27 protein-coding genes are annotated in these 25,162 nt (G+C 60.7%); 11 read left to right on the top strand and 16 right to left on the bottom strand.

What is annotated here, in order from left to right; all coding sequences use genetic code 11:
- Positions 1-22: 22 nt before the first annotated feature.
- The 4 genes from ACSBQV_RS08705 to ACSBQV_RS08690 form a co-directional block, all read right to left on the bottom strand.
- Entirely contained in the window at positions 23-1,564 is a 1,542-nt protein-coding gene (locus ACSBQV_RS08705; RefSeq protein WP_099785312.1) for an MASE1 domain-containing sensor histidine kinase, read from the bottom strand.
- A complete protein-coding gene (locus ACSBQV_RS08700; RefSeq protein WP_033642255.1) occupies positions 1,564-2,193 on the bottom strand; it encodes a response regulator transcription factor in 630 nt (209 codons plus the stop codon). Before ACSBQV_RS08700 ends, ACSBQV_RS08705 begins: the two co-directional genes overlap by 1 nt.
- Positions 2,194-2,316: 123 nt before the next feature.
- Complete coding sequence (locus ACSBQV_RS08695; RefSeq protein WP_099785310.1) at positions 2,317-3,081, bottom strand: arylamine N-acetyltransferase family protein; 765 nt, start codon at positions 3,079-3,081, stop codon at positions 2,317-2,319.
- A gap of 89 nt (positions 3,082-3,170) precedes the next feature.
- Positions 3,171-4,460, bottom strand: coding sequence for an oligosaccharide flippase family protein (locus tag ACSBQV_RS08690; protein WP_099785308.1), 1,290 nt, complete (start codon positions 4,458-4,460; stop codon positions 3,171-3,173).
- A 155-nt stretch (positions 4,461-4,615) separates the two neighbouring features.
- On the opposite strand from ACSBQV_RS08690, the gene ACSBQV_RS08685 reads away from it, so the two are divergent.
- A complete protein-coding gene (locus tag ACSBQV_RS08685; protein ID WP_046686608.1) occupies positions 4,616-5,467 on the top strand; it encodes an ATP-grasp fold amidoligase family protein in 852 nt (283 codons plus the stop codon).
- A gap of 3 nt (positions 5,468-5,470) precedes the next feature.
- On the opposite strand, the gene ACSBQV_RS08680 is transcribed toward ACSBQV_RS08685, so the two are convergent.
- A complete protein-coding gene (locus tag ACSBQV_RS08680) occupies positions 5,471-6,367 on the bottom strand; it encodes a LysR substrate-binding domain-containing protein (protein ID WP_099785306.1) in 897 nt (298 codons plus the stop codon).
- Between the two features lie 117 nt (positions 6,368-6,484).
- Here ACSBQV_RS08680 and ACSBQV_RS08675 point away from each other — a divergent pair, with 117 nt between their 5' ends.
- Positions 6,485-7,264, top strand: a complete 780-nt coding sequence (locus tag ACSBQV_RS08675) for a HalD/BesD family halogenase (protein ID WP_047025660.1) — start codon at positions 6,485-6,487, stop codon at positions 7,262-7,264.
- Positions 7,265-7,301: 37 nt separating this feature from the next.
- On the opposite strand, the gene ansP is transcribed toward ACSBQV_RS08675, so the two are convergent.
- Together ansP and ACSBQV_RS08665 are read right to left on the bottom strand one after the other, a co-directional pair.
- Positions 7,302-8,768 carry an L-asparagine permease gene (gene ansP / locus ACSBQV_RS08670; protein ID WP_033642262.1) on the bottom strand — a complete coding sequence of 489 codons (1,467 nt, stop codon included), beginning with the start codon at positions 8,766-8,768 and terminating at the stop codon, positions 7,302-7,304.
- Between the two features lie 432 nt (positions 8,769-9,200).
- Positions 9,201-9,638, bottom strand: a complete 438-nt coding sequence (locus ACSBQV_RS08665; protein WP_047025658.1) for a PACE efflux transporter — start codon at positions 9,636-9,638, stop codon at positions 9,201-9,203.
- Between the two features lie 112 nt (positions 9,639-9,750).
- Between ACSBQV_RS08665 and ACSBQV_RS08660 the strand changes: the two genes are divergently transcribed.
- Positions 9,751-10,644: a LysR family transcriptional regulator gene (locus ACSBQV_RS08660; protein ID WP_033642264.1), complete on the top strand. Its 894-nt coding sequence runs from the start codon at positions 9,751-9,753 to the stop codon at positions 10,642-10,644.
- A gap of 16 nt (positions 10,645-10,660) precedes the next feature.
- On the opposite strand, the gene ACSBQV_RS08655 is transcribed toward ACSBQV_RS08660, so the two are convergent.
- Positions 10,661-11,224, bottom strand: coding sequence for a DedA family protein (locus tag ACSBQV_RS08655; RefSeq protein WP_015377041.1), 564 nt, complete (start codon positions 11,222-11,224; stop codon positions 10,661-10,663).
- Between the two features lie 50 nt (positions 11,225-11,274).
- Positions 11,275-11,952 carry a DJ-1/PfpI family protein gene (locus ACSBQV_RS08650; RefSeq protein WP_033652379.1) on the bottom strand — a complete coding sequence of 226 codons (678 nt, stop codon included), beginning with the start codon at positions 11,950-11,952 and terminating at the stop codon, positions 11,275-11,277.
- A 91-nt stretch (positions 11,953-12,043) separates the two neighbouring features.
- Between ACSBQV_RS08650 and ACSBQV_RS08645 the strand changes: the two genes are divergently transcribed.
- From ACSBQV_RS08645 to pbpG, 3 genes are all read left to right on the top strand, one after another.
- On the top strand, positions 12,044-12,988 hold the full coding sequence (locus ACSBQV_RS08645; protein ID WP_342204909.1) for a GlxA family transcriptional regulator: 945 nt from the start codon (positions 12,044-12,046) through the stop codon (positions 12,986-12,988).
- Between the two features lie 45 nt (positions 12,989-13,033).
- Positions 13,034-14,137 carry an adenosylhomocysteinase gene (locus ACSBQV_RS08640; protein WP_072628133.1) on the top strand — a complete coding sequence of 368 codons (1,104 nt, stop codon included), beginning with the start codon at positions 13,034-13,036 and terminating at the stop codon, positions 14,135-14,137.
- A 151-nt stretch (positions 14,138-14,288) separates the two neighbouring features.
- A complete protein-coding gene (gene pbpG, locus ACSBQV_RS08635; protein WP_099785302.1) occupies positions 14,289-15,218 on the top strand; it encodes a D-alanyl-D-alanine endopeptidase in 930 nt (309 codons plus the stop codon).
- 34 nt (positions 15,219-15,252) lie between these two features.
- On the opposite strand, the gene ACSBQV_RS08630 is transcribed toward pbpG, so the two are convergent.
- Positions 15,253-15,708 (bottom strand): GNAT family N-acetyltransferase, encoded by a 456-nt coding sequence (locus tag ACSBQV_RS08630; RefSeq protein WP_046686614.1) that lies wholly within the window; start codon positions 15,706-15,708, stop codon positions 15,253-15,255.
- Between the two features lie 76 nt (positions 15,709-15,784).
- Between ACSBQV_RS08630 and ACSBQV_RS08625 the strand changes: the two genes are divergently transcribed.
- The 3 genes from ACSBQV_RS08625 (at position 15,785) to ACSBQV_RS08615 (ending at position 18,279) form a co-directional block, all read left to right on the top strand.
- Complete coding sequence (locus tag ACSBQV_RS08625) at positions 15,785-16,189, top strand: VOC family protein (RefSeq protein WP_033652382.1); 405 nt, start codon at positions 15,785-15,787, stop codon at positions 16,187-16,189.
- Positions 16,190-16,272: 83 nt separating this feature from the next.
- Positions 16,273-17,238 (top strand): alpha/beta fold hydrolase, encoded by a 966-nt coding sequence (locus tag ACSBQV_RS08620; RefSeq protein ID WP_241900191.1) that lies wholly within the window; start codon positions 16,273-16,275, stop codon positions 17,236-17,238.
- A 120-nt stretch (positions 17,239-17,358) separates the two neighbouring features.
- Positions 17,359-18,279, top strand: a complete 921-nt coding sequence (locus ACSBQV_RS08615) for a DUF808 domain-containing protein (RefSeq protein ID WP_033642270.1) — start codon at positions 17,359-17,361, stop codon at positions 18,277-18,279.
- A 229-nt stretch (positions 18,280-18,508) separates the two neighbouring features.
- Here ACSBQV_RS08615 and ACSBQV_RS08610 read toward each other — a convergent pair whose 3' ends face one another.
- The 5 genes from ACSBQV_RS08610 to ACSBQV_RS08590 all read right to left on the bottom strand — a co-directional run bounded on the left by ACSBQV_RS08610 (position 18,509) and on the right by ACSBQV_RS08590 (position 22,108).
- Positions 18,509-19,051 (bottom strand): GNAT family N-acetyltransferase, encoded by a 543-nt coding sequence (locus ACSBQV_RS08610; RefSeq protein WP_072055787.1) that lies wholly within the window; start codon positions 19,049-19,051, stop codon positions 18,509-18,511.
- A 154-nt stretch (positions 19,052-19,205) separates the two neighbouring features.
- Positions 19,206-20,018: a MetQ/NlpA family lipoprotein gene (locus tag ACSBQV_RS08605; protein WP_033642272.1), complete on the bottom strand. Its 813-nt coding sequence runs from the start codon at positions 20,016-20,018 to the stop codon at positions 19,206-19,208.
- A 130-nt stretch (positions 20,019-20,148) separates the two neighbouring features.
- A complete protein-coding gene (locus tag ACSBQV_RS08600; RefSeq protein ID WP_099785300.1) occupies positions 20,149-21,000 on the bottom strand; it encodes a DUF1460 domain-containing protein in 852 nt (283 codons plus the stop codon).
- Positions 21,001-21,104: 104 nt separating this feature from the next.
- The gene (locus ACSBQV_RS08595) at positions 21,105-21,647 is read right to left on the bottom strand and encodes a GNAT family N-acetyltransferase (protein WP_033652386.1); all 543 of its coding nucleotides are present in this window, start codon (positions 21,645-21,647) and stop codon (positions 21,105-21,107) included.
- Positions 21,647-22,108 carry an acyltransferase gene (locus ACSBQV_RS08590; RefSeq protein WP_099785298.1) on the bottom strand — a complete coding sequence of 154 codons (462 nt, stop codon included), beginning with the start codon at positions 22,106-22,108 and terminating at the stop codon, positions 21,647-21,649. Before ACSBQV_RS08590 ends, ACSBQV_RS08595 begins: the two co-directional genes overlap by 1 nt.
- 204 nt (positions 22,109-22,312) lie before the next feature.
- Here ACSBQV_RS08590 and ACSBQV_RS08585 point away from each other — a divergent pair, with 204 nt between their 5' ends.
- Complete coding sequence (locus tag ACSBQV_RS08585) at positions 22,313-22,903, top strand: Yip1 family protein (RefSeq protein ID WP_019453944.1); 591 nt, start codon at positions 22,313-22,315, stop codon at positions 22,901-22,903.
- 62 nt (positions 22,904-22,965) lie between these two features.
- On the opposite strand, the gene ACSBQV_RS08580 is transcribed toward ACSBQV_RS08585, so the two are convergent.
- A complete protein-coding gene (locus tag ACSBQV_RS08580) occupies positions 22,966-23,817 on the bottom strand; it encodes a DMT family transporter (protein ID WP_069100125.1) in 852 nt (283 codons plus the stop codon).
- Positions 23,818-24,366: 549 nt separating this feature from the next.
- On the opposite strand from ACSBQV_RS08580, the gene ACSBQV_RS08575 reads away from it, so the two are divergent.
- Positions 24,367-25,146 (top strand): ABC transporter ATP-binding protein, encoded by a 780-nt coding sequence (locus ACSBQV_RS08575; RefSeq protein WP_241019226.1) that lies wholly within the window; start codon positions 24,367-24,369, stop codon positions 25,144-25,146.
- The last annotated feature ends 16 nt before the right edge of the window (positions 25,147-25,162 follow it).

Raw genomic sequence — 25,162 nt, 5'->3', positions numbered from 1 at the left:
AGTGGCTAAGACTTTTTCCTAGTTAGTCGGCGGTTTGTTGCAAATTTGTGGGCAGGTTAACAATTACCCGGGTGCCGCGCTGCGTTTCCAGCGTCAGTTCGCCGCCGAGCGCGCTGACCCGTTCGCGCATTCCCTGAATGCCGAAGCCCGGCGCGTTGCCCGTATGGATGCCGACGCCGTTGTCCCGTACCTCGAGGTGCAAAATGGCGCCTTGCTGATACAAAACGATGGCGACTTCGCTGGCCTCGGCGTGTTTGCACACGTTGTTGAGCAGCTCTTGCAGCAGCCGGTAGAGGGTGAAGCGCACCGTCTCGCCGGCGGGCGTGTCGGTCAGGCGGTAGTCGAAACGGCAACGGATGCCCCGTTCGCTAAAGGCGAATTCGCTCAGCAGGTGGTGAAGCGCGTCTTTGAACGCCAGCTCGTCCAGCGCGGGCGGGCGAAGTTGGCGCAGCAGCTGGCGCGTGGAGTGATGAATGCGCCGGGCGAGATCGCCTATCTGGTTCGCGGCGGCCTGGGTTTGCGCCGGATCGCGCGCCCGCTTGACCAGCTGCGACTGAATTTGAATGGCGGTGATGTTCTGGCCGATTTCATCGTGCAGCTCGCGCGCCAGGTTCTTTCGCGTGTCTTCTTCGGTGTGGATCAGTTTTTCGGTCAACGCCCGCCGCGCCGCCAACTCTTCTTCCAGGCGTCGGCGATAGTGGTGCAGGTTTTGTGCCAGATGCTGCTGACGGCTGATGGCGATGCCCAGACCGATGCCGAGCAGCGCCTGCGTCGCCAGAAAGATTTCCAGCTCGACCAGATTGCCGAACCCCACGCCGACCTGCCGCGCGAGGGTGATCATCATGCTGCCGAGCAGACCGGACAGCACGCCGCCCTGCCAACCGAACTTCCACGCCATCACCACGTTCGGCAAAAACACCACGATCAGCAGCAGGCGCTCGATTTCCGGCGACAGCACCATCTGCGTACCGATGCCGATAACGAAAAACAGGCTGCACCAGATGATTAAGGACGCGCGCAGCGGCGGGTTGGCGGTGTCCAGCCCCAGCAGATGGTAGCGGTGCTGCTGGCGCAGAAATTCAAAGATCAGGTAGACGAACGGGGTCAACAAAACACCGCCGGTAAACGACGCCAGGCCGAGCAGCATCGCCGGGCTCTGCGCGAAAGGCGACAGCAGGGCGGTATTGAGCAGCGAGGCGGCGGTCACTGCGGCCAGCAGCAGCGTCAGCCGTTGCCAGTAGAGCGGAAAACGGCGCCAGACCCGTTGCGCGAGAAGAGCCGGGATCAGGGTGATGAACGGGGCGGCCAGCAGGCCGTAGCCGCTCAGCAGGCGTTCGCCGTGCAGCCAGAACAGCAGCAGCGCCGGCGGCGCTATCAGGGCGGGCCAATAGCGCCGCCCCAGCAAGATCAGCAGCGCGAGATAGACGCCGTGGGGCAGAAACAGCGCCGCCTGATTGCCGTTGTGGGTCAGATAGAAACCGAGCGTCCACAGCATCAGCCAGCCGCTGCCCCAGGCCAACAGGATAAACAGCGAGATAACCCAGCGCCGTGAGCGGAGTGACATCAATGCCCCGCCAGCAGCTGATGATCGAGGGCGAAATGCACCAGCTCGATGGTGCTGTTGCACTGCAGCTTGCCCAGGACGTTGGCGCGATGTACGTGTACCGTTTTATGGCTGAGATCGAGCTTGAAAGCGATCTCTTTTACGCTGTCGCCTTTGACCAGCAGCTCGAAGATTTCACGCTCGCGCGGGGTCAGCACTTCCAGCGCCGTGGCCGGCTGCTCGCCGCCGCGCAGCGCCCGCAGCGCGTCGGCGCACAGGTAATGGCCGCCCATATCGACGGAGCGCACCGCCTGCACCAGCTCTTCCGGCCCGCAGCGTTTGGTCAGATAACCGCTGGCGCCGGCATCCAGCGCGCTCTGCACGAAGGTGGGGGAGTCATAAATGCTGAGTATGATCGCGCGAAACTGCGGCTTCTGCGCCCGCAGGCGTTTCAACAGGCTCAGGCCGTTTTCATCCGGCATGGCGATGTCCATGACCGCGACGCTGACGTCGTCGCGCAGCAGCGCCGGCCAGGCCGCCGCCGCGCTGCTGTATTGCCCCGCCACGTCGATGTCTGCTTCGAGGCTGAGCAATTGCGCAAAGCCGGAGCGCACCACCACATGGTCATCGACCAGTATCACACGGATCATTTTTCGCACTCTGTTGCCGAATCATGATCCTATGATGCCTGCCGCCGCGATGCTGGCAATCAGCCAAGCGCGGTTATGCAATCGATGTAACAGAATCGTAATAAAAGGGCGCCGCCCGCGCCGTCAACGACCCACATCGATGGCGAAATGCCGCCACAGCGCGGCCCGCCGTTCCTCTTCCGAATGCAGCGTCGTTTCGTGGCGTTGGTGATCTTCGGTCACGATCAGCTTCATGTCGCTGAGGGTCACCCGGCCCTGTTCGGTCGGCCGTGAACACACCAGGCGCTGGGTGAAGTGCGACTGCGGCGAGGTGCTGTGGAAGTGGCACATCTCGTCGAATTCATGCGGTTCGCGCGGCTGAACGGTAAAGCGATACAGGGTTTTGACATGCGAGCGCTGGTCGCCGTTGCGGCGTTCCAGCAGGTAATATTCGCCTTCCCGCTCCAGGTGGAAGGTGCCGCTGGCCTGCGGTTGCGGCTCGGCAACGACGATTTTGAGCGGCGTCAGGAAGGAATCGCCGAAACCGACGTCCACCAGCCAGGCCTGGCCCGTCAGATCCACCCGCAGCGCCAGATGGTCGTAGGGTGGGCCGAAATGGCCGTCACGCGCGCGGATCTCGCCGGAGATAAAGCTGACCCTGAAACCGATCTCCCGCAGCAGCAGGGCGAACAGTGTATTCAGTTCATAACAGAAACCGCCGCGGTTACGCTCGACCACTTTGTTGAACAGCGCTTCGGGCGCCAGCTGAATACCCTGATGATAAATAATGCTCAGGTTCTCGAACGGTACGCTCAGCATGTGGCGATGGTGCAGCTGTTGCAACGTGGGGAGATCGGGGCGGGCGACGCCGGTAAAGCCGATATGCTGCAGGTAGCGTTGGGTGTCCACAGGGTGTCTCGCATGAGAAAAAGTAGGCTTAAAATAGCGGGCTTTGCGGCGTTTGTGAGCGCATTACGTGCTGCGCCTCAGCAGCCGGATTACTTTCCCGACGGGCGTCTTAGGTAAAGCGCCGGGTTCAGTGAGCGCAGATGCATTTTCAGTACGGCACCCCGCTGAAAGAGATAGTTGAGTATGGTCAATGACAGCAGTTCGGTCAGCAAGGTGCTGTAAGCGGCGCCCATCATACCGTATTGCCGAATCAGGCCGTATGACAGGGGAATGTTAATGATAAACACCAACAACATTTTGCGGGAAAGGAAACCGTAACCGGAAAACAGCACGATGTATTTATAGGCCACGGTCCCCAGGGCGGAGAGCAGGGTGGCGACGGCCAACACCCCCATGGCGGCATAGGCCGCCAGGTATTGCTCGCCGTACAACAGTGCGATGACCGGTTTGCCCAGCCAAACGATCCCGGCGACGATGGCTAAGGCGATGGCCAGCACCAACCCATTCAGTTTGGCCGCGGCGCGCATCGCGTCTTCGCGCCGATAGGCGAATATTTTCGCGAAGAACGAGGTGATGACGGCATCGGTAACGAACATCCAGGCGGTCGCCAGGGTAATGGCGACCGAGTAAATGCCCAGCACCGCGGCGGAAACGAACCACATCAAAAACAGCTGCGCCAGCCGGGTATAGATGGCGATGGAAACATTGGATACCGCCAACGGCAGGCCGCTGGCGAGCAGATAGCGCACATATTTGCGCCGAATACGGCCGGGGGCCGAAAAGCCCGGATGGCGGCGATGATAAAGGTGATGACGGATCAGATAGGGGATGAGGTACACCATCACGATAGGGATGGCCAGAAAGTACAGGTGCAGATCAAAAAACACGATCAGCCAGCGAGCCAACAATGCGCTGGCTAAGCCGGCCACGTTGGCCAGGGTATTGAAACGCGATTCCAGCCGGGCGTCATGGTAAATGGCGAAGACGTCTTTGAGTGAAAAAAACGAGGCCAGGAATGTGGCGGCGCAAAAGTAAAAGGTCGTGAAGTCTTCCCGCAGCCCGGTATAAAGCAAGATGATCGCAGAAAAGGCCAGGAAACAGGCTTGCCTCAGCCGGTTGGTGGAGAACATCAGCGCTGCGCCGGAGCGCGGATTACGGCTAATGCGTTTGAAGAGGATGGTGTCCGACCCCAGCAGCGCCAACGTTTGGGTAATGGCGAAAATCGCCGTGGCAAAGGTAATCTTTCCGAAGCTTTCCGGCCCAATATATTTGGCCATGTAGGCGGTGATGAATATAACGCCGAGGATTGATACCGTCTTTTCCGCTATCATCCAGGAAGCGTTTCTTATTATGCTGAAGTCTATGATCTTTAGTTTCACTGACGCTTCCCTGAATACCTTATGATATAGGATTATTCCGTTTTTTATCCTTTAATAATCACCAAGGCTTTTTTTATATTTTACAATTGAAGTCAATTGCATTTAAACTTTAGCTGGGTCTTTTGTTATGTTGGATTAATGGATGAATCAACGGAATGAGAAAATTCGTAAAATACCTCTATAAGGTTTCGCCTGACTTTATTTATTATCAGCTGTCGCATTATTTTGCTCACGGAAGCTTTGTCAACTTTTTGAATCCTAAAAGTTTTTCCGAAAGGATTTACCACAGAATGCGCTACCCGCGCGAAGAGTTCAGCCTGTTGGCGGACAAGGTGGCGGTGAGGGATTATATATCCAGTCGCGTTTCGGAAAAATACCTAACGCCGGTCATCATGATAACGGAGAACTTCACTGAGCAAGACTATTTGTCGTTGCCTCAATCTTTTGTTATCAAAACAAATAATGCCTCGCAGCAAGTTAAGATTGTCAGAGATAAAGCGCGAGTGAGTTATGATGAGATTGCAAGCACTCTCAAGAAATGGTCAAAAATAACGTATTGGAAGCGCTTTCGTGAGAAGCACTATGCGAAGATCCCACTGCAAATTGTGGTTGAAAACCTGTTGGACATCGAACGCGACGGTGAATTGATCGACTATAAAGTGCATGTTTTTAACGGCAGCCAGCCTTATCTGTTCGTGGAGTTGCTGCGGGGCGGCCCGGAGCCGACGTCGCTGGAGTTTTTGGACCGCCATGCGCATCACTGCTTTTTTACCCAGAAAGATATTCCCCAGATCAACACGTTGCACGCGAAGCCTGACTTTTGGGATGAGATGATTGAGGTCGCCCAAGCCGTTGCCGCCGATCTGGACTACTGCCGGGTCGATTTCTACCTGACGCAAGACAGGCTCTATATCGGCGAGCTGACGCTCACCCCCGGTGCAGGTAATGAAGTGTACCAACCGCGCGCCACCAACCTGCTGCTGGGCGAGCTGATGGCCAAAACCTGAACGCTATGCCGAGCGTTGAGCCAGCTCCCGCAGCCAGCCCAAAAACGCCGCGGCGCCGGGTTTTTCCAGCGTGCGCGGCGGGTAAACCACGTAGTAGGGCTTGCTAAGCGGCAGCGCCGGTTCGGCCAGGGTGACCAGCCGGCCCTCCGCCAGTTCACGGGCGATCAGCCGCCGCTGGCCGAGCAGCACCCCGCGTCCTTGCACGGCGGCGTCGATGGCCAGCGAGGTCAGGTTATAGGTCAGCCCGCGGCGCGGCGGCGGCGACCGATCGGCGACGGTGAACCATTCGTGCCAGCCCGGCAGAAACTGGCTCTCCTTGCCCCAGTCGACGTGGATCAGCGGCAGTTGCGTCCAGTCGCCGCGATCGCGCAGCGCCGGGCTGCATACCGGCTGCACCCGATCCTGAAACAGCTGCACCTTTTCCAGCAGTGGGTAATCCTGATCGCCGAAGCACAGCGCGAAATCCGCCGCCGAATGGGCGAAATCGACCGCCGCATGGGTCGCGTGCAGCCGCAGATCGCCGTCGGGGCACTGCGCCAGCCAGTCGCCCAGCGCCGGATTCAGCCATTTAGACGCCAGCGCCGGCAGGGCGAACACCGTCAGCGCCTGTTTGCCGCGCTGGCGTTCGACGTGTTGCTGCGCCACGCGCAGCGTTTCAAACGCCTCCTGCACGTAGGCCAGGTAGTCCGCGCCCTGTTCGGTCAGCGTGACGCCGCTTTTAGCGCGAATGAACAGCGTGATGCCCAGATGTTGTTCGAGCTGGCGGATCTGTTGGCTGACGGCGGCGGCGGTCAGCGCCAGCGCATCCGCCGCACGGGCCAGGCTGCCGGTGCGAGCGGCGGTTTCGAACGCCAGAATGGCGCTCAGCTTGGGCAAGCGCGCACGGGACGGTGAGTGCATGAGCAGGGCTTATCGCTAAGAATTCGTTAGCTTATCCATAACGTATTTTTGTTATGGCGGCAATGCGGCATTCGCTACAGTGGGAGGCATCCGGCTTTCGCACACGAGGGGAACGTCATGCCGCAACTTGCCGATATTATCGATCTGTCCGCCCACCCCATCGACGACGCCGCGTTCCGCGTCCGCTGCCGGCAAACGCTGGCGCGCGCCGGCGCGCTGGTGCTGCCGGGATTTCTGCGCGAAGCCGCGCTGGCGACGGTGCGGCTGGAAGGCGCCGAACAGCACCATGCGGCGTTTTACGCCACCAGCAAACACAACGTGTATCTACGGCCGCAGGACGACGCGCTGCCGGCCGAGCATGCGCGCAACCGGCTGGTGGTGTCGTCCAAGGGCTGCATTACCGACGAAGATATTCCGCCGCAGTCGCCGCTGCGCGCGTTGTACGACGCTCCGGCGTTTCGCGCATTCCTCTGTGCGGTGCTGGATGAGGCGCAGCTGTATCCCTACGCCGATCGTCTGTCGTCGATCAACCTGCATTACGCCCACACCGGTCAGGAGCTGGGCTGGCATTTTGACAACTCCTCGTTCGCCATCACGCTCCTGATCCAGAAACCGCAGGCGGGTGGGCGCTTCGAATACGTGGAGAACCTGCGCGACGCCGATCGCGGCGAGATGAACTATGCCGGGGTCACGCAGGTGCTGGACGGTGAGCGGGCGGTCAAACAGCTGGCGATGGAGGAGGGGGATTTGGTGCTGTTTCGCGGGCGCAACGCCATGCACCGGGTGACGCCGACCGAAGGCGACACCACGCGCATGCTGGTGGTGCTGGCCTACAATGCGCAGCCGGACGTGATGCTGTCAGAAAGCGCCAGAATGACGTTCTACGGGCGGTTATAGCGGATAAAAAAACCGCCCCGGAGGGCGGTTTGTCGATTCAGTGCGGGTTCTGCTCTTCGTGAGCCTGCTGTTCCAGCTTCACTTCCTGCGCGCGTTTGCGCAGGCCGAACCAGCCCAGCGTCAGCAGCACCGCCAACACCGGAATGGTGGCGATGGTCCAGGTGCCGTTCGGGTAGTCGAAGGCCATCATCACCACCACGATCAGCAGGAACGCCAGCGTCAGCCACGAAGTGAACGGCGCGCCCGGCATTCTGAACGACACCGGCTGAGCGCGGCCTTCGCGCACGGCTTTGCGCAGGCGCATCTGGCAAACGATGATAAACGCCCAGGAGGCGATGATGCCCAGCGAGGCGATGTTCAGCACGATCTCGAACACCTGCGACGGCACCAGGTAGTTGAGCACCACGCCGATCACGTAGATGCCGCAGGTGACCAGGATGCCGGCGTAAGGCACCTGCTGGCTGCTCATTTTGGCCATCAGCTTCGGCGCGGAGCCGCCCATCGCCAGCGAACGCAGGATGCGGCCGGTGGAGTAGAGGCCGGAGTTGAGGCTGGACAGCGCGGCGGTCAACACCACGATGTTCATGATGGTGCCGATGTAAGGCACGCCCAGCTTGCTGAAGAAGGTGACGAACGGGCTTTGGCCGGCCTGATAGGCGTTCCACGGCAGCAGCAGCACCAGCAGCACCACGGAGCCGACGTAGAACAGACCGATACGCCAGATCACGCTATTGATCGCTTTGGGCATCATTTTGGCCGGATCTTTACACTCGCCGGCGGCGGTGCCGATAAGCTCGATGCCGGCGAAGGCGAAGATCACCCCTTGCACCAACACCAGCGCAGGCAGCAGGCCGTGCGGGAACATGCCGCCGTTTTCGGTGATCAGGTGCATGCCGGTGGTGTGGCCGGCCACCGGCGTGCCGGTACCGAGGAAGACAACGCCGACAATCAGGAACAGCGCGATGGCGGCGACCTTGATCAGCGCGAACCAGAACTCCATCTCGGCGAACCACTTCACGCCGATCATGTTCATGGTGGCGACGATGCCGAGCGCGCCGAGGGCGAACAGCCACTGTGGCACGTCGGCGAAGGTGCCCCAATAGTGCATGTACAGCGCCACGGCGGTGATGTCGACGATGCCGGTCATCGCCCAGTTGAGGAAATACATCCAACCGGCAACGTAAGAGGCTTTTTCACCGAGGAACTCGCGAGCGTAAGAAACGAAGCTGCCGCTGGAAGGGCGATGCAGCACCAGTTCGCCCAGCGCGCGCAGGATGAAGAAAGAGAAGATCCCGCACACCAGATAGACCAGCGCCAGCGCCGGCCCGGCCAGTTCGAGACGGCCGCCGGTACCGAGGAACAAGCCGGTGCCGATGGAGCCGCCGATGGCGATCATTTGGATTTGCCGGTTGCCCATGCTTTTGTGATAACCGGATTCATGAGAGTCTAGCCAGCGTCTTCTGGCGGCGTGTTTTTCATCCGCAGACTGTTTTTGTGAGTGCATTATCCGTCCTGTTTACCTGTCTATGTTAACCCTGCTCTTACCGAGAGCAAACGATTGCTATGACCAATCGTCATGAGAATGAGGTCGTGGCATCATTCCGCTGTTTATTGTGTATACAGCCATCATTAAAATAACGGCGAAGCATGCTACCTTTTCTCCGTAATGGTGGCAAAAAATACTGCGCATAAAACGTGAACAAGTGTGTTTATTTTTTAATCCAAATATAAAAGGATATATTATTCAAAAAGATGTGATGTTTTATCAAGACGGAAATATCGAGGAATAAAAAGTGATTAAAATCACAAAATAATAATTACCGTGCAAATTACAGGGTGTTGTTCTTATATTTCGCGGTGAGAAATAAGGGGAAAGGAAATGGCGACCCGCGCAGAAAATGGCATCAGCAGCGGGTCGGTGGGCGCGTAACGAGTCTTAGGCCGATTCGCCGGCCGGCAGGGCCGATGCGGGCAGGCCGAACAGCTTGTCGAATGCCCAATTGAACACGAAGGTATAACAAGGAATGATGACGATCAACGCCATATCCAGCAGCAGCGCCTGCCACAGCGTGATGCCCATCCACCAGGCGATCAGCGGGATCAGATACACTACCAGCGTCAACTGAAAGCCGACGGCGTGCAAAATGCGGCGTTTGAGCGTGCGGGCGCGCGACGCCTGGCGGCTTTCCCACCACTCGAATACATAGTTGTAAATAAAGTTCCAGCTTACCGCGATGGTGGTGATCACCACCGCCAGCGGCCCGGTGCTGCTTGGCGCGTGGCCCGACAGCAGCGCCAGCCCCAGCGCCGAGATCGCCATGCCGATGATTTCATAAGCGGTGACATACACCAGTTTGCGTTTGACGCCTTGCATCGTTTTCTCCCGATCTGTTTTTAGTTGCCTCTGTGGCGACGGCGGCTAAGATAACGTCAATAACATTGATAGAAAAAGTCAGGAGCTGTCAGTTAATCTGACAGGTTGAACAATGAATTTTTCCAGCGACAACATCGAACTGTTTTTGGCGGTGCTCGATCGCGGCTCGTTTTCCGCCGCCGCCCGCGCGCTGCGGCGCGTGCCCTCCGCCGTCAGCATGGCCATCGCCAACATGGAGGCGGAGCTCGGTTTTGCCTTGTTCGACCGTTCTCACCGTGAACCGACGCCGACCGCGCTGGCGTTGGCCCTGGCGCCGCACGCCCGCCTGATCGCCGGGCAGCTCAAGCAGCTGCAGGTGCACGCCATCGAACTGTCCCAGGGGCTGGAGAGCCGGCTTTCGATCGGCGTGGCGTCGGATATCAACGGCGCCGGCCTGCTGGCGGCGGTGAAAACGCTGTCGCAGCGTTATCCGCTGCTGAACATCGAAGTGCTCAGCGCGCCGCAGGACGACGTGTTGCACATGCTGCACGAGGGGCGCATCGGCGTTTGTCTGGCGTTCGGCGGGCTGAACGTCAACAGCGCGGAACAGTTCCACTTCGTGGGCGCGGAGTCACTGGTGGCGATGCTGTCACCGCAGCACCCGGCGCTGGACGGCGCGGCGGGCGAGCTGTTTCTCGAGGATCTGGTCAACGTGCGGCAGATCATGGTAGCCAGCCGCGATCTGCCGATCGGCGATCTGCGTCCTCAGGTGGCGGAGGCTTACTGGCGCACCGACAGCCTGCCGATGGCGCTGAACATGGTGGAAGCGGGTCTGGGGTGGGGCAATTTTCCGCTGTCGTTGGCCGAGCCGCTGCTGGCGCAGGGGCGGTTGGTGCGGCTGAAGTTCAAAAACACCAAGAACGAGCTGCGCTTGCCGATGCATTTGATCTGGCTTAAGAATCGCCCGTTGGACAAAGCGGCGCGCGAACTGGTCGCGCTGATGCGCGAGGCGCCGCAGGAAAGCTGACGCCCGCTGCATTTGCTTACTCCGGGTGGCGTTTACGCCACCAGAAACGCACCAGCAGGATGGCGGCGATCGCCAGCGCGACAAACAGCAGGCTGGAGAGCTTTTTGTCGAAGCCGGTAACGAAGCGTTCGATCGCCTGGCCGCCAAAATAACCGAGCATGACGAAGATCGTCGCCCATAAAATGGCGCCGAGGATGTTCAGCGGCACGAAGCGCGACGGCGGCAGGCGGCTGGCGCCGATCAACACCGGGCCGATGATGCGGAAACCGTACATGAAACGCACCCCGATAACGAACAGCATCGGGTGGCGGGCGATCAGCCTTCTGGCGCGCGCGATGCGCTTTTCCTGTCCCTTGAGCCGCGAGATGACGCGGCCTTCAAACCGGCGGCCGGCGAAGTACAGCAGCTGGTCTCCCATCATGCCGCCCAGCGCCACCACTGCGATCACCCACGGCCAGTGCAACAGCCCTTCATGAGCGGCGATGCCGCCCAGCAGCGTGATGGTTTCCCCTTCCGCCAGGCAGCCGATAAACAACGCCCAGTAACCGTAGTCCGTAATATAGTGGGCTAAATCGGTCATTCCTTACTCCTTATGTGGCTGACGCATAAGGGCAAGTATACGCCCGATTGCTAACCTTGGGCGATCTGGGCCACCAACGCTCTGCGCCGCTGCAGGCTCTCCGCCATCTGCGCCTGTACCCTGGCGTAAATGTGCGGCGGGGCCAATTCCGGCGTGCCGCCCTCGAACGGCGGCGCCGGGGCGTATTCCAGATAGAGCTGGATCATTTGGGCGGTCTCTTCGCCGTGCAGTTCGGCGATCAGCGCCAGTGCGAAATCGATGCCGGCGGTGACGCCGCCGCCGCTGATCACATTGCCGTCGCGCTCCACGCGCGCTGAGCTCGGCACGGCGCCGAACAGCTTCAGGCTGTCGCGCATCGACCAGTGGCAGGCGGCGCGTTTGCCTTGCAGCAGACCGGCGGCGGCCAGGATCAGCGAACCGGTGCACACCGAGGTCAGGTAGCGGGCATCGGCGCCCAGCCGACGGATCTGCTGCATGAAGGCCTCATCTTGTAGCGCCTGGGTGCAGCCGCTGCCGCCCGGCACGCACAGCACGTCGCAGCGCGCGATCTCCGGCAGCGGGCGCAGTTGGGTGAAGTGCAAGCCTTCCGACTCGACATCCGCGCCGTCTACCGAGGCGACGATGATTTCCGCGCCCGGCATGCGGCGCAGGAACTGCAAGGGGCCCGTGAAGTCGAGCTGGGTGACGCCTTGATAGATGGGAAATACAATCACGAGTGATTCAGACATGATATTCGCCTCATTTTTATCGTTGGACCTGGGGCATAATAGCCGCCCTGTTTTTGGCTGATATGACAGATAACCCTCAAAAAGCGCCATCATGAAAACGATCGGTTTTGTGGTTTTTCCCGGTTTTAACCTGCTGGACTTTGCCGGGCCGCTGGCGGCGTTCGATAACGTCAGCCAGTTCACCGACCCGCCGGCCTACCGCTGTGTGGCGATCTCGCCGCAGGGCGGCATGGTCGCCAGCTCGGCCGGGGTGGAAATCGCCACGCAGCCGTGCGGCGACGAGCGTTTCGATACGTTGGTGGTGGCCGGCGGCAGCGGCAATGTGATGGCGGCGCAATCACCGGCGCTGGCGGCGTTCCTGGCCAACCAAAGCCGACGAACGCGGCGCATCGCCAGCGTATGTACCGGCGCGTTTATTCTGGCGGCCTGCGGGCTGCTGGACGGCAAGCGCGCCACCACTCACTGGTATCACGCGGCGCGGCTGCAGCAGAACTACCCGCGCATTCGCGTCGACAGCAACCGCATCTTCATTCGCGACGGGGATATCTGGACCTCGGCCGGCATCAGCGCCGGCATCGATCTGGCGTTGGCGCTGATCGAAGACGACCTGGGCGCCACCCTGGCGGCGGCCGTGGCGCGGCAGCTGGTGGTCTATCACCGCCGCCCCGGCGGGCAGTCGCAGTACTCACTGCTGCTGGCGCTGAATCCGTCGTCGGATCGCATGCGCACCGCGCTGTCGTACGCGCGCGAGCATTTGCATCTGCCGCTGTCGGTGGCGGATCTGGCCGACGCCGCCTGCCTGAGCGAGCGGCAATTCGGCCGGCTGTTCCGCGCCGAAACCGGGCAGACGCCGGCCAAGGTGATCGAGCAGCTGCGGGTAGAGGCGGCCAGGGGGCGTATTGAAGAGAGCGCCGAACCGCTGGAAGCGATCGCCCGCTCGGTGGGGTTCAGCGATCCGGAGCGTATGAGGCGGGCGTTTATCCGCGTATTTGGCCTGTCGCCGCAGGCGATCCGCCGGCTTGGCCGCGCGGGATAACTTTTTTGCCACGCCTGGCGGCGGGGCGCATCAGAGGAGCAACGGATGTATCAGGATTTTGAGAGCGAATTGAGCTGGGCGATGCGCCATATGCCGCGCACCCGGGCGGCGGTGGCGGCGTTGCCGGACCTGCACGGGGTGCGGTTGGCGTGCAATATGCACCTGGATCTGAAAATGGCGCCGCTGGTGGCCGGCCTGCTGGACAAGGGCGCGGCGATCTTTCTGACCACCTGCAATCCCACCACGGTACAGAACGACGTGGTGGCCTGGCTGGAACGGCGGGGCGCGCAGGCTTACGCTTGGCGCGATATGAGCGCCGGCGAATGGTCGGAATCTTTCGATCGCGCGCTGGCCTGGCGGCCGACTCACCTGTGCGAAATGGGAGCGGATCTGACCACCCGTCTGCACCAGTCGCCGAACGGCCCGCAGATCGTCGCCGGGCTGGAGGCCACCGGTTCAGGCATCAGCCGGTTGAACGGCGTGGCGCCGCGCTACCCGATCTTCAATTGGGACGATCTGCCGGTGAAAGAAGGGTTGCATAACCGGCACATGGTTGGGCTGACCGCCTGGCATACCTTCTTCCAGACCACCCATTTGACGCTGCACGAGAAGCGCGTGCTGGTGATCGGTTACGGCCTGGTCGGGCAGGGCACGGCGGCCGCGGCCAGAGCCTACGGCGGCCAGGTGATGGTGGCGGAAATCGATCCGGCGCGTGCGCTGCAGGCGCGTTATGACGGCTGGCAGGTGGTGGATCTGGCGAGCGCGGTCGCGCAGGCGGACGTTATCGCCACCGCGACCGGCGCGAAAAACGTGCTTTCGGCGCAGCATCTGCAACAGGCGCAGGACGGCGTATTTATCCTCAACGTCGGCCACGTGGCCGAAGAGATCGATGTCGGCTTCCTCAAGAGCCTGCCGCACCACGAGCCGATGCCTTATGTGAATGCTTACCAACTGAATGAAAAGACGGTCTATTTGCTGGCCAATGGCTCGATGTTCAACCTGACCGCCGGCTATGGCGACAGCCTTAACGCTTTCGACGTCACGCTGGCGGTGATGGCGGCCGGCATCGGCCATATCGTCGGCGCGGGAGCGCGGCAAACGCCGGGGCTGTACCTGTTGCCGCAGTCGGCGTGGCAGCCGGCACTGTAACTTTTTCCCCGCGGGCGTTCATCCCAGAGCGCCCGCGGGCTGTACCGATTTTCGGCCGACAGAATTTGTCACAAATCCGCCATACAATCCCAGTGCCAAGCGCTGAACCCTCACATATAATTCGCTGAATTCAAGCCCCCATTTCAGAGTAATGCCTGTGAAAATACGTGTTTTGGTTCTGACTCTGCTCGCTTTGCAGGCGGGCGCAGGCTTTGCGCCGCGCGCGCTGGCCAGCGACAACGCCGCCGCCGTGCACGCCACCCAGCCGGAGCTGGCTTCCGGCAGCGCGATGGTCGTCGATATGCAAACCCATAAGGTGATGTACGCGCGCAACCCGGATGAGGTGGTGCCGATCGCCTCGATCACCAAGCTGATGACCGCCATGGTCACGCTGGACGCGCACCTGCCGCTCGACGAGATGCTGTCGGTGGACATCCACCAGACGCCGGAGATGAAAGGGGTGTATTCGCGGGTGCGGCTGAACAGCGAAATCAGCCGCAAGGATATGCTGCTGCTCGCGCTGATGTCGTCGGAAAACCGCGCGGCCGCCAGCCTGGCGCACCACTATCCGGGCGGCTACAACGCCTTCATCAAAGCGATGAACGCCAAGGCCAGGGCGCTCGGCATGACCAATACCCATTATGTGGAACCGACCGGGCTCTCTATTCATAACGTGTCGACGGCGCGCGATTTGACCAAACTGCTGATCGCCACCAAGCAATATCCGTTGATCGGCCAGCTCAGCACCACCACCGAACGCATGGCCAGCTTCAAGGATCCCAACTACACGCTGCCGTTCCGCAACACCAACCACCTGGTGTACAACCCGAAATGGAACATTCAGCTGACCAAGACCGGCTTCACCAACCAGGCGGGGCACTGCCTGGCGATGCGCACCGTGATCGGCAACCGCTCGGTGTCGCTGGTGGTGCTGGACGCCTTCGGCAAATACACCCACTTCGCCGACGCCAACCGTCTGCGCAGCTGGATTGAAACCGGCAAGGTGACGCCGATCCCGGCTGCCGCGCGTGACTATCGCCGCCAAAAAGACGCCCGTCTGGCGAAGAACGACAGCGAATAACCCGCCTGGCGGTCCGCCCGTTTGCGGCGGGCCGCTATCGGCCCTCGGGCCGTCTGATGACAAATCCCCGCTCGCGATCGCCGTCGAAGCCCGCTTTCAGGTAGAGCTGATGCGCGCCGGTGCGTTGCTGCCCCGACAACAGCATCACCTTGTAACAGCCTTTGCGCCAGGCCAGCTGCAGCGCGTACTCAATCATGGCGAGCGCTACGCCGTGGCCGCGGTAGGGCTCCGCCGTCACCACGTGTTCGATGACGCCGAACGGCTGCGCCTGATGCGCCAGCCCCGGGATCAGCGCCAGCATGCAGGTGGCGATCGGGTGTTCTTCTTTCGCCGCCACCACCAGACGGATCGCCGGGTCGTCCAACAGGCGTTGCAGGGTACGGCGCGCATCGTCGGCGCGCAGCGGCGCGTCCTGCGGGCGCAGCTCGCGATACAAGGCTAACAGGCCGTTGAGATCGTCCGGCTGCGCCAGGCGATGAATGATGCTCATGGTTGCTCCTTTCCGCCGCTTCAACGGTAATCCGCTATCCTCCATTAATACCACAACGTTTGCCGGAGGGGATGTTATGAGTCAGGTTTCGACCTTTGTCATGTTCCAGGGAGAGGCGCAGCGGGCGATCGATCTCTACAGCCAGGTGTTCGAGCGTTTTCGGCTCATGCAGGTGCAGCATTACGATCCGACGCCGGACGGCCGGCGGTTGATCAAGCATGCGTCCATCGATTTTGATCGGCAGAACCTGGTGTTTACCGATAGCCCGATCAGCCATGACTTCAGCTTTACCCCGGCGGTGTCGCTGTTCATCAACCTGCCTAACGAAGAAGCGTTGGAGCGGGCGTTCCACCGGCTGGCGGAGGGCGGCAAGGTGCTGATGCCGCTCGATGACTACGGCTTCAGCGCCCGTTTCGGCTGGCTCAACGATCGTTTCGGCCTTTCCTGGCAGCTCAATGTGCCGGCGGGCGATCTGCCCTGAGCTCAGCGCGCGGCGTGCAAAAGGGATGGTAGCGCCTACTGTTGTTTCATATGCTTATCGCCATGGCGGCAGGGCTCTCTGCCGTGGGCAATACCGACAACATCATGGAAAGGTGCGCTTTGATTGATTTTGACCGCTATGTTGAGCAAGCGAAGTCTTACGGCGAGTGGCCGGGCGGGCATGTGGACATGTCGTCCGGTTGCGTCGAGGGGTTGAGCTATCGTCTGTATCGGCACGCAGCCGAGAGTGAAGACGCGATCGTGGTTTATCACGGTGGCGGGGTGAACAGCGCCGCCGGGTATGGCGTTCTTGCGCGCCAGCTGGCCGCCGAGCCAACGCTCGCGGTGTGCCTGGTGGATATCCGCGGACATGGCGATTCCACGGGAGAGCGGGGGACGGTTGAGCGGCCTGAGCGTATTTGGCGCGATGTCGATGTCATCCTGGCGGAAATGCGCCGCCGGTTTCCGTTGGCGCGCAGGCACCTGCTGGGCCATTCGAGCGGCGCCGGGATGTTGCTCAACTACCTGACCCGTTACCCAGGCGAACAGCGTGCGGATAGCCTGATCATGCTGGCGCCCGAGCTGGGGCCATTTTCCGGGATGGCCCGCGATCTGGCGGCGACGGCCCGTTTTGCGCAGGTGCGTCAATGGCCGTTTGTCGCCAATGCGCTCAGCGGCGGGCGCTGGTTTGGGCAAGTTCGGGCGGTCAGCCTGAATTTTCCCCCGGCTGTGCTGGCCGCCGCCCCCGATTTTGTCTGCCAATACAGCGTCAATATGGCTAACGCGTTGACGCCTCGCGCCCCGGCCAGGCAACTGGCGGCGCTGCGATTACCGACCTTGCTGCTGGCGGCAGCGCAGGATGAGTTGTTCAATGCGCAAGCGATGCAGCGCTTCGTCGAACAGCATGGCAACGCCCAAACCGCCTTTGGTTTGCTTGAAGGCAGCACGCATTTATCGTGCGTATTTGATGCCCATCGCCTTGTCCTTCAACATATCTCGCGTGCGGCCGCTACCGGATCCGATGAGGGGCCGGCGGGCGAGGGGGGTTAACGTCGGCGCGGGGCGGCCATTGCTGGCCTGGCGTTTTCCTCTCTCATCCTATATCCCTGCATGGCACTTAACCGCTATGCTAAACAAATAATAAATGTGAATGTAAAAGGATGAATCATTTTGGCAGGAAGTAGCTTACTCACTCTCATCGACGACATCGCCTCATTGCTGGACGATGTCTCTTTAATGAGCAAGATGGCGGCGAAAAAAACCGCCGGGGTGCTGGGGGACGATCTGGCGCTCAACGCGCAGCAGGTCACCGGCGTTAAAGCCGACCGCGAGCTGCCGGTGGTGTGGAGCGTCGCCAAAGGCTCGCTGATCAACAAGGCGATCCTGGTGCCGTTGGCGCTGCTGATCAGCGCCTTCGCGCCCTGGGCGATTACGCCGCTGCTGATGGTGGGCGGCGCCTACCTGTGTTACGAAGGGTTCGAAAAGGTGTTCCACAGCCTGAGCCCCGGCAAGGCGGCGCAGGAGGAGACATCGGACGGGCCCGGCGCCAATGAGGACGCCGCGGCCTATGAAAAACGCAAGGTCAAGGGGGCGATACGCACCGATTTTGTGCTGTCCGCCGAGATTATCGCCATCACCTTGGGCACGGTCGCCGGCGCCACCTTCAGCCAGCAGGTGATCGTCTTGTGCGGCATCGCCGTCGTGATGACGCTCGGTGTGTACGGCATTGTCGCCGGCATCGTCCGCCTGGACGATCTGGGGCTGTATCTGAGCCGCAAACGCAGCGCGGTGGCGCGCTCCCTCGGCGGCGGCATCGTGCGCGCCGCGCCTTATTTGATGAAAACGCTGTCGATCGTCGGCACTGTCGCCATGTTTATGGTCGGTGGCGGTATTCTGACCCACGGTTTGCCGCCGGTGCATCATCTGTTCGAAGACTGGGCCTCGTACACCACTGTGGTGCCGACGTTTGGCCATCTTTTGCAGGGGGTGATCCCGGCGCTGTTGAACGTGGCGTTCGGGCTGGTGGCCGGCGGTGTCGTGCTGGCGGTGGTGTCGGCGCTGGGTGCCGTGCGCGCGCGTTTCAAGGCTTGATGAAAAGTCTCGCCCCGGGAGGGGCGGGACGTATCAGACGGATTAAAAGATCAGTTTGAGAACGCCGGTAATCGTCAACAAACCCACGATGAAGATGATGGCGACAATCCACAGAATAATTTTCATTGGCTTCTTCCTTACCGGTTAAAGGTGGGGCGCGATTGGCGCTAACTTAATGAAATCATTCTTCACTATAGACGCTATCTCTCTATCGTGCGTCGTCATGCCTTCACGGGCGCCGCTTGTCGCCCGCGCCCAGCGCGCGCTGCATAATCTGCGTGTCACGCCATTCCCCCAGCTTGAACCCCACCGCTTTTAACGTCCCTGCACTGGTGAAGCCGAGTGACTGATGCAAGGCCAATGAGCCGCGGTTGGCGGCGGAATCGCCGACGATCGCCAGCATCTGGCGCCAGGGGCCTTGTTCGCAGCGGGCGATCAAGGCGCTCAGAAGCGCGCTGCCGATGCCTTTACCCTGTTGCCCTTCGGCGATGTACACCGAGTCTTCCACGGTAAAGCGGTAAGCCGGCCGGGGGCGATAAGGCGTGGCATAACAGTAACCCACAATGACACCTGCGCTTTTCGCCACCAGCCAGGGCAGGCCGGCCTCCCGCACCTTGCTCAGGCGCAGCTGCATTTCCGCCAGCGTCGGCGGCTGCTCTTCAAACGAGGCCGCGCCGTACAGCACGTGCTGGGTGTAAATACGCAGCACGGCGGCCATATCGTCCGGTGTGGCGTCAAGAAGGCTGAGTACGGGGGCGGAGAGCGTTGTCACGTGTCTGTTTACCTTGAAAATCAGCGGATAAACGCCATTATGCGCGCTGCTCGCCGTCGGGATAAATCGGGTTTTCTTATGGTGAGATAAGAAAAGGCGATGATGAGCGGGAAGGGGCTCTTTGGGGAGAGCCCCTGAGGCGGTTTGCCTGGCATTACCAGCCTTTCACCGCGCCGCCGTTGAAGATTTTTTCGGCGGCTTTGGCCACTTCATCCGATTCATAGGCCTTGATGAAGTTCTGCACGTTCGGCGCGTCCTTGTTGTCTTCGCGCGTGACGATGATGTTGGTGTACGGCGAGTCTTTATCTTCGATGAAGATGCCGTCTTTGGTCGGCGACAGGCCGGTTTGGTTGATGTAGGTGGTGCTGATGACGGCGACGGTGACCTTCGGATCGTCCAGCACATGCGGCAACTGCGCGCCTTCCAGCTCCATGATCTGGTAATGATGCGGGTTGGCGCTGATGTCCAGCGCGGTAGGCAGCAATCCTTTGCCAGGCTTCAGGCTAATCAGCCCGGTTTTTTCCAGCAGCAGCAGGGCGCGTCCCAGGTTGGTCGGATCGAGCGGAATGGCGATCACCGCCCCGTCCGGCAGCTCTTTCAGCGATTTTATCTTTTTGGAGTAGCCGGCCATCGGGAAGACGAAGGTATTGCCGACCGCCACCAGCTTATAGCCGTGATCTTTGTTTTGCTGTTCGAGGAACGGGCGGTGCTGGAACACATTGGCGTCCAGTTCGCCTTTGTCGGTGGCGTCGTTCGGCAGCAGCGAGCCGCTGAAACCGACCAGCTCGACGTCCAGCCCGTATTTCTCTTTCGCCACCTGCCTGGCGACTTCTGCCACGTCCTGTTCCGCGCCGTTGATGACGCCGACTTTGATATGGTTTTGGTCGGTTTTTTGATCGCAGCCCTGAAGCGCCAATACGGCGGCGAAGGCCGCCGCCAGAGGGGTGATACGCCAGCGTAAGGTCATCGAACTCTCCCTGAAAAGAACAATAAAATCAGTTGGTTTTTGTTCTTACAGCTAAGCCTGAACCGCCGATGAAGTCAAACGCTCGTTCAGCATAAACGGCTATAGCTTATAGCCGTTATACGGTGGGGGATTATCGGCTGAGTGAACGCAGCACCACGATGCCCGGCGTGGCCATCACGTAATCCATAAAGGGTGAATCGACGACCTGCATGTTGGCCTTGCGCGATGAGGCGTTGCGCAGCACCGGGCCGTTGTCGGTCATGACGAAGATGCCGGTATGGGTCACGTCCAGCCCGGCGAGGTTGGTGTAAATGCCGATGTAGTCGCCGGTGCGCAGCTGGGCCAGCACCTTGTCGTCGACGCGGTCGCTGGGAATGTAGGTCACGCTGCGCTGCACGACGGGCAAGCCGGGCAGGTAGCTGCCGCCGTCGGCTTTCTGATTGAGGTTTTTCACGAGGCTGACGGCGTGCGGGCTGAGCTGGGCGGTGATGTCTTCGGCCACTTTTTTCGGCCGCTGCGCCCAGTCGGTGAAGAAGTGTTTGCGCTGCGGGAAGGCGATTTTGCCGTCGACATAGCGGATGTCCACCAGGCGCTGAACGAACTCGGCTTCGCTGCGGGCGGTGCTGAGCGCTTCGACATAATCGATGTAGGTGAAGCAATCCAGCCCACGGAAGTCGATCACCAACTGCTCGGGCGTGCTCTGCGAACCGATCAGGCGGTTGGCGAGATAGGGCGTGCCGAGGAATTCGCGCGAAATCAAATCGACGGTGCGGCCATGCGGCTGCGCGGCGGGCCAACCGGCGCGCAGTGCGAGGATCTCACGCAGCTTGCTGCGGGTGCTGTCATCCATCTGCGGTTGCAGGTTCGGCGGCGAAACGGCGGCGTCGGTCGGCGGCGTTGGGGGGGGGACGGCGGTGGGGCGATCGGCGCATCCGCTCATGGCGATAGCTAACATCAGTAAAACAGCCTTGTTCTTGTTCATACGGCCCTCCATGGGTGTCGCTGGTTTATCAGAGTAAGTGATAACAGTTCTCATCCGATGGTAGGGGTTAAAAAGTAAACATAACCTCAATGGCAATCGATAAATCAGTAACCGATTTCGCTATTGAACGGCAAATACCAGAACAGCGCGATTTCGTGATCGGCGATCTCCGGTTCGGCGCGGTACAGCAAGCGATCGATGCCGCCGAGGATAAACCCATAGTGCTGGTAGCAGCGGCAGGCCGCCAGGTTGTTGTTCTGCGTTTCGAGCATCATACCTGAGGTTTCCTGCTGCCGCGCCCACTGTTTGGCGCAGTCCAGCAGCGCCCCGGCGATGCCCTGGCGGCGCGCGTCAGCGCTGACGGCGATCTCGTCGATCAGGGTGTAGCCGTTCCAGTTTTTGCTCAGCGTGATGTGGCCAACGGCGTCGTTCTGGCGATAAGCCAGGAAGGTCACGCTGTCTTCGTTGGCGAACGGCGCCAGGGGATAGCGTTTGCGAAACGGCGCCACCGGTCGGGTTGGCCAGCTGTCCACCGGGCTGTCGAACTGCGGCAGGGCGTAACAGGCGATGGTGAAGCTGAAATCGCCGCGGGCCAGATAATCGTCGGGCAACGTCTCAATGGCCGCGATGCGGATGGCCGGGTTCATTACGGCAGCTCCCGCAGCAGACGCGCCGGGTTGCCGGCGTAGATCCCCTTGCGGGTGATGTCGCGGGTCACGACCGCCCCGGCGCCGATCACCGCGTCGCTACAGATCGTCACCGCCAGGATCGTGGCGCCGGAACCGATGGACACCCGATCACCGATGCAGGTGCGCCCCCAACTGGCCGGATCGGCGTTGGGCGCGCCGTCCCGGAACAGATCGTTGGCGAAGGTAACGCCGTGGCCGACAAAGCACGCTTCGCCGAGGGTAACGTATTCGCAGATAAAGCTGTGCGACTGAATTTTACTGCGCGCGCCGATGCTGACGTGGCGCTGGATCTCGACGAACGGGCCGACGAAGACATCGTCGCCGAGCCGGCAGCCGTAAAGATTGCAGGGTTCTACCACGGTGACGTTGCGCCCGGCGTCGACGATCCCCGCCTGGCGGGTGATGATAGCGGATGACATAACCTTCCTCACAGCCTGGGTTTAATGGGGGGAGTATAAGACAAAGCGCCGCGCCTTTCGCTTTCCGCACGTTTTTTCGCCAAAAGACTATAATTAGTACAGGGGAGAGAGCCCCGTGGCCGCAATCCTCGCACGGGTAGCTGTCCGTCAGAGGTGTGAAATTCGTTCGCCGATCGCGGCCTACGGCGAGATAGGAGGTGTCTCATGGTCAGTCATGTTTGGGGACTTCTGGCGCATCCCAGCGCCGAGTTCGAACAGATCAAAAGCGAGAATGAAAGCGTCTCGCACCTATACACCCATCACGTGTTGCTCTTGGCAGCAATCCCGGTGGTCTGCGCCTTTATCGGCACCACCCAGTTGGGCTGGCTCTCCGGCGAGGGACATGCCATCAGGCTCGACATGTTTACCGCGTTTTATACCGCCGTGGCGTTCTACCTGCTGATGCTGGCAGGCGTAGCGGCCATGGGGAAAGTCATTCACTGGATGGCGCGGCGTTATGAATCGCGCCCAAGCCTGCACCGCTGCATGGTGTTCGCCGGCTACGTGGCGACCCCGATGTTCCTCAGCGGGGTAGTGGCGCTTTATCCGGTCGTCTGGCTGTGTCTGTTTGTCGGCATTATCGGCCTGTGCTATTCGGGCTATCTGCTGAATCTGGGGATCCCGCACTTCCTGAATATCGACAGTAAGGAAGGGTTCATCTTCTCCAGCTCGACCTTCGCCATCGGCATTCTGTTGCTCGAGCTGCTGCTTGGGGTGACGGTGCTGCTGTGGGGGTACGGTTCCTGGTTATTCTGAGTTAACGGTTGTTGTTATCGCCCCCGCGCCGGAGGAACGGCGCGGGGGCTTTTGTTTTTAGGCTATGCGCGGCGGAAAACCAGCATCACGCCGAGCACGATGCCCGCCATGCCCAGCAGGCTCAGCGCGGCCAGCGCGTGGCCGAGCAGCAGATAATCCAGCAGAGCGGTGACCGCCGGGATCAGGTAGAACAGGCTGGTCACCTGCACCAGGTTGCCGCGCTGGATCAGCCGATACAGCAAGAACGTCGCCAGCACCGAGATCACCACCGCCATCCACAGCAGCGGCAGCACGAACTCAGGCTTCCATTCGACCCGCAGCGGCTCAAACGGCAGCGCCAACGCACACATCAACAGCCCGACGGCATACTGCAGCGGCAACACCGCCAGCGGCGGCTGCGTCATGCCCTTTTGCAGCAGGGTGCCGGCGGTCATGCAGCCCAAGGCGATAAAGGCGAACAGCATGCCGCTCAGCGAGAAATGGGCCACCATCAGGCTTTGGTACACCACCAGCGTCAGCCCCGCCAACGCCAGCGCCAACCCGAGCGCGCGCAGCCCGGCGCAGCGCCGTTCGGTAATGAACTGGGTCAGGATCGGCTGTACGCCAAGCAGCGTGGCCAGCACGCCGGGGGTAATGCCCCGTTCGAGGGCCAGCAGATAGCAGATCTGATAGCTGCCGATCATCAGCACGCCGATCAACGCGACGCGCCGACGGGTGCCGGCGGCGGGCAGGCACTGGCGCTGCCACAGGCCGATGGCCAACAGCACCGCCAGCGCGATGGCGCAGCGGAAGAACAGAAAAGCGAAGGCGGAGGCGTGCTCCAACCCCCAACGGGAGAAGATCGCGCCGCTGCTCCAAAGCAGGACGAACAGCGTAGCCAGGCCGGCATTGGCCCAGAGAGAAGGTAATCGCATATCAATTTCACCTGTCGTGAAAATTACAGGCTCCGGCGCGCGCGGCGGTCTACGCCTGAACGCAACAAATCAACATAAGCCGGAGGTAAAAAGTCGGTGTGGCTTAGCGCACGACCACAAGGCGTGGCGGGTAAGCGGCAACCGCGGAAACGACAGAGAAAACTGCGGGTGGAGCGGAGGAAGCACACAGCAAAACGACGGCCGGAACGGTCGCGTTTGTCGGGTCTGTGCTGTGCGCCAGGTAGGTCATGTGAGTTCCTGAAAACCGTGAATGAAACCAATCGCTTCAAACATAGCCAAGTTCAGCGGGGCGCGCAACCGAAAATCACAGAAGCATAAATGATAATGAAAATCATTATCATTAAATTAAAGGTGTGCTATGTTGCTGCAAAAACGCAGTTTTAACGCCAGCGCGAGGCGCAAGGGGGTAGGCTCCCCGCCGCCGTTTCCCGTCATGCGTGCAGTGAGAGACTTTACGATTCGTTTTTGCAGAGGGCGCGCAATCGTGATAAAAATATTGATATGTTATAATATAACAATTAACACATAATGAATTCAGCTCACGACATCCTCCATGTTGATGGGGTTAGCCTGACCGGCCACGGCGGGGCCTCGATACTCGACAACATCCATTTCACGCTGCGCGCCGGTGAGAAACTGGCGGTGATCGGCCCTAACGGCAGCGGCAAATCCAGCCTGTTGCGCACGCTGATCGGCGAAACGCGGCCGGACAGCGGCGAGATTTACTGGCGAGGGGGCGCTTTGTCCGGCTTGTCGGCGGCGGAACGCGCCAGAAGCATCGCCTTTCTGGCGCAAAACGATCTGCCGGATTTGCGGCTGTCGCTGGAGGACTATGTGGCGTTAGGGCGTTTGCCGCATGGCGAACGGCCCGCGGCGGGAAAACGCATCGTTGACGAGATCATCGGGGAAACCGGCCTGGCGCCGCTCAGGCACCACCCGTTGGGGCGGCTCTCGGGCGGCCAGCGTCAGCGCGCTGCGTTGGCCCGGGCGTTGGCGCAGACTCCCGACCTGTTGTTGTTGGATGAGCCGACCAATCACCTCGATCCCCCCGGGCGTTCGGCGCTGCTGTCGTTAGTAAAACATAAAGCCATCGCCGTGATTGCGGTGCTGCATGACCTGCCCGTGGCGGAGGCGTTCGCCGATCGGATCCTGGTGCTCAACGAAAGCCGCCAGGTGGCCTGCGGCTCGCCCGCGGCGGTGTTGCAAACCCCGGTAATTCTGCCGGTGTTCGGCATGCACAGTTTCAGCGTGGCGCATCCCGTCAGCGGGAAAACGCTGCGTATTTTTGAAGTTCCCCATTGCGCTTGATAAACCAGAGAGAAAC

Source organism: Serratia sp. B501 (assembly GCF_051172315.1).
Classification (GTDB): Bacteria; Pseudomonadota; Gammaproteobacteria; order Enterobacterales; family Enterobacteriaceae; genus Serratia; species Serratia ureilytica.
This window is presented reverse-complemented; position numbering and strand designations above follow the sequence as displayed.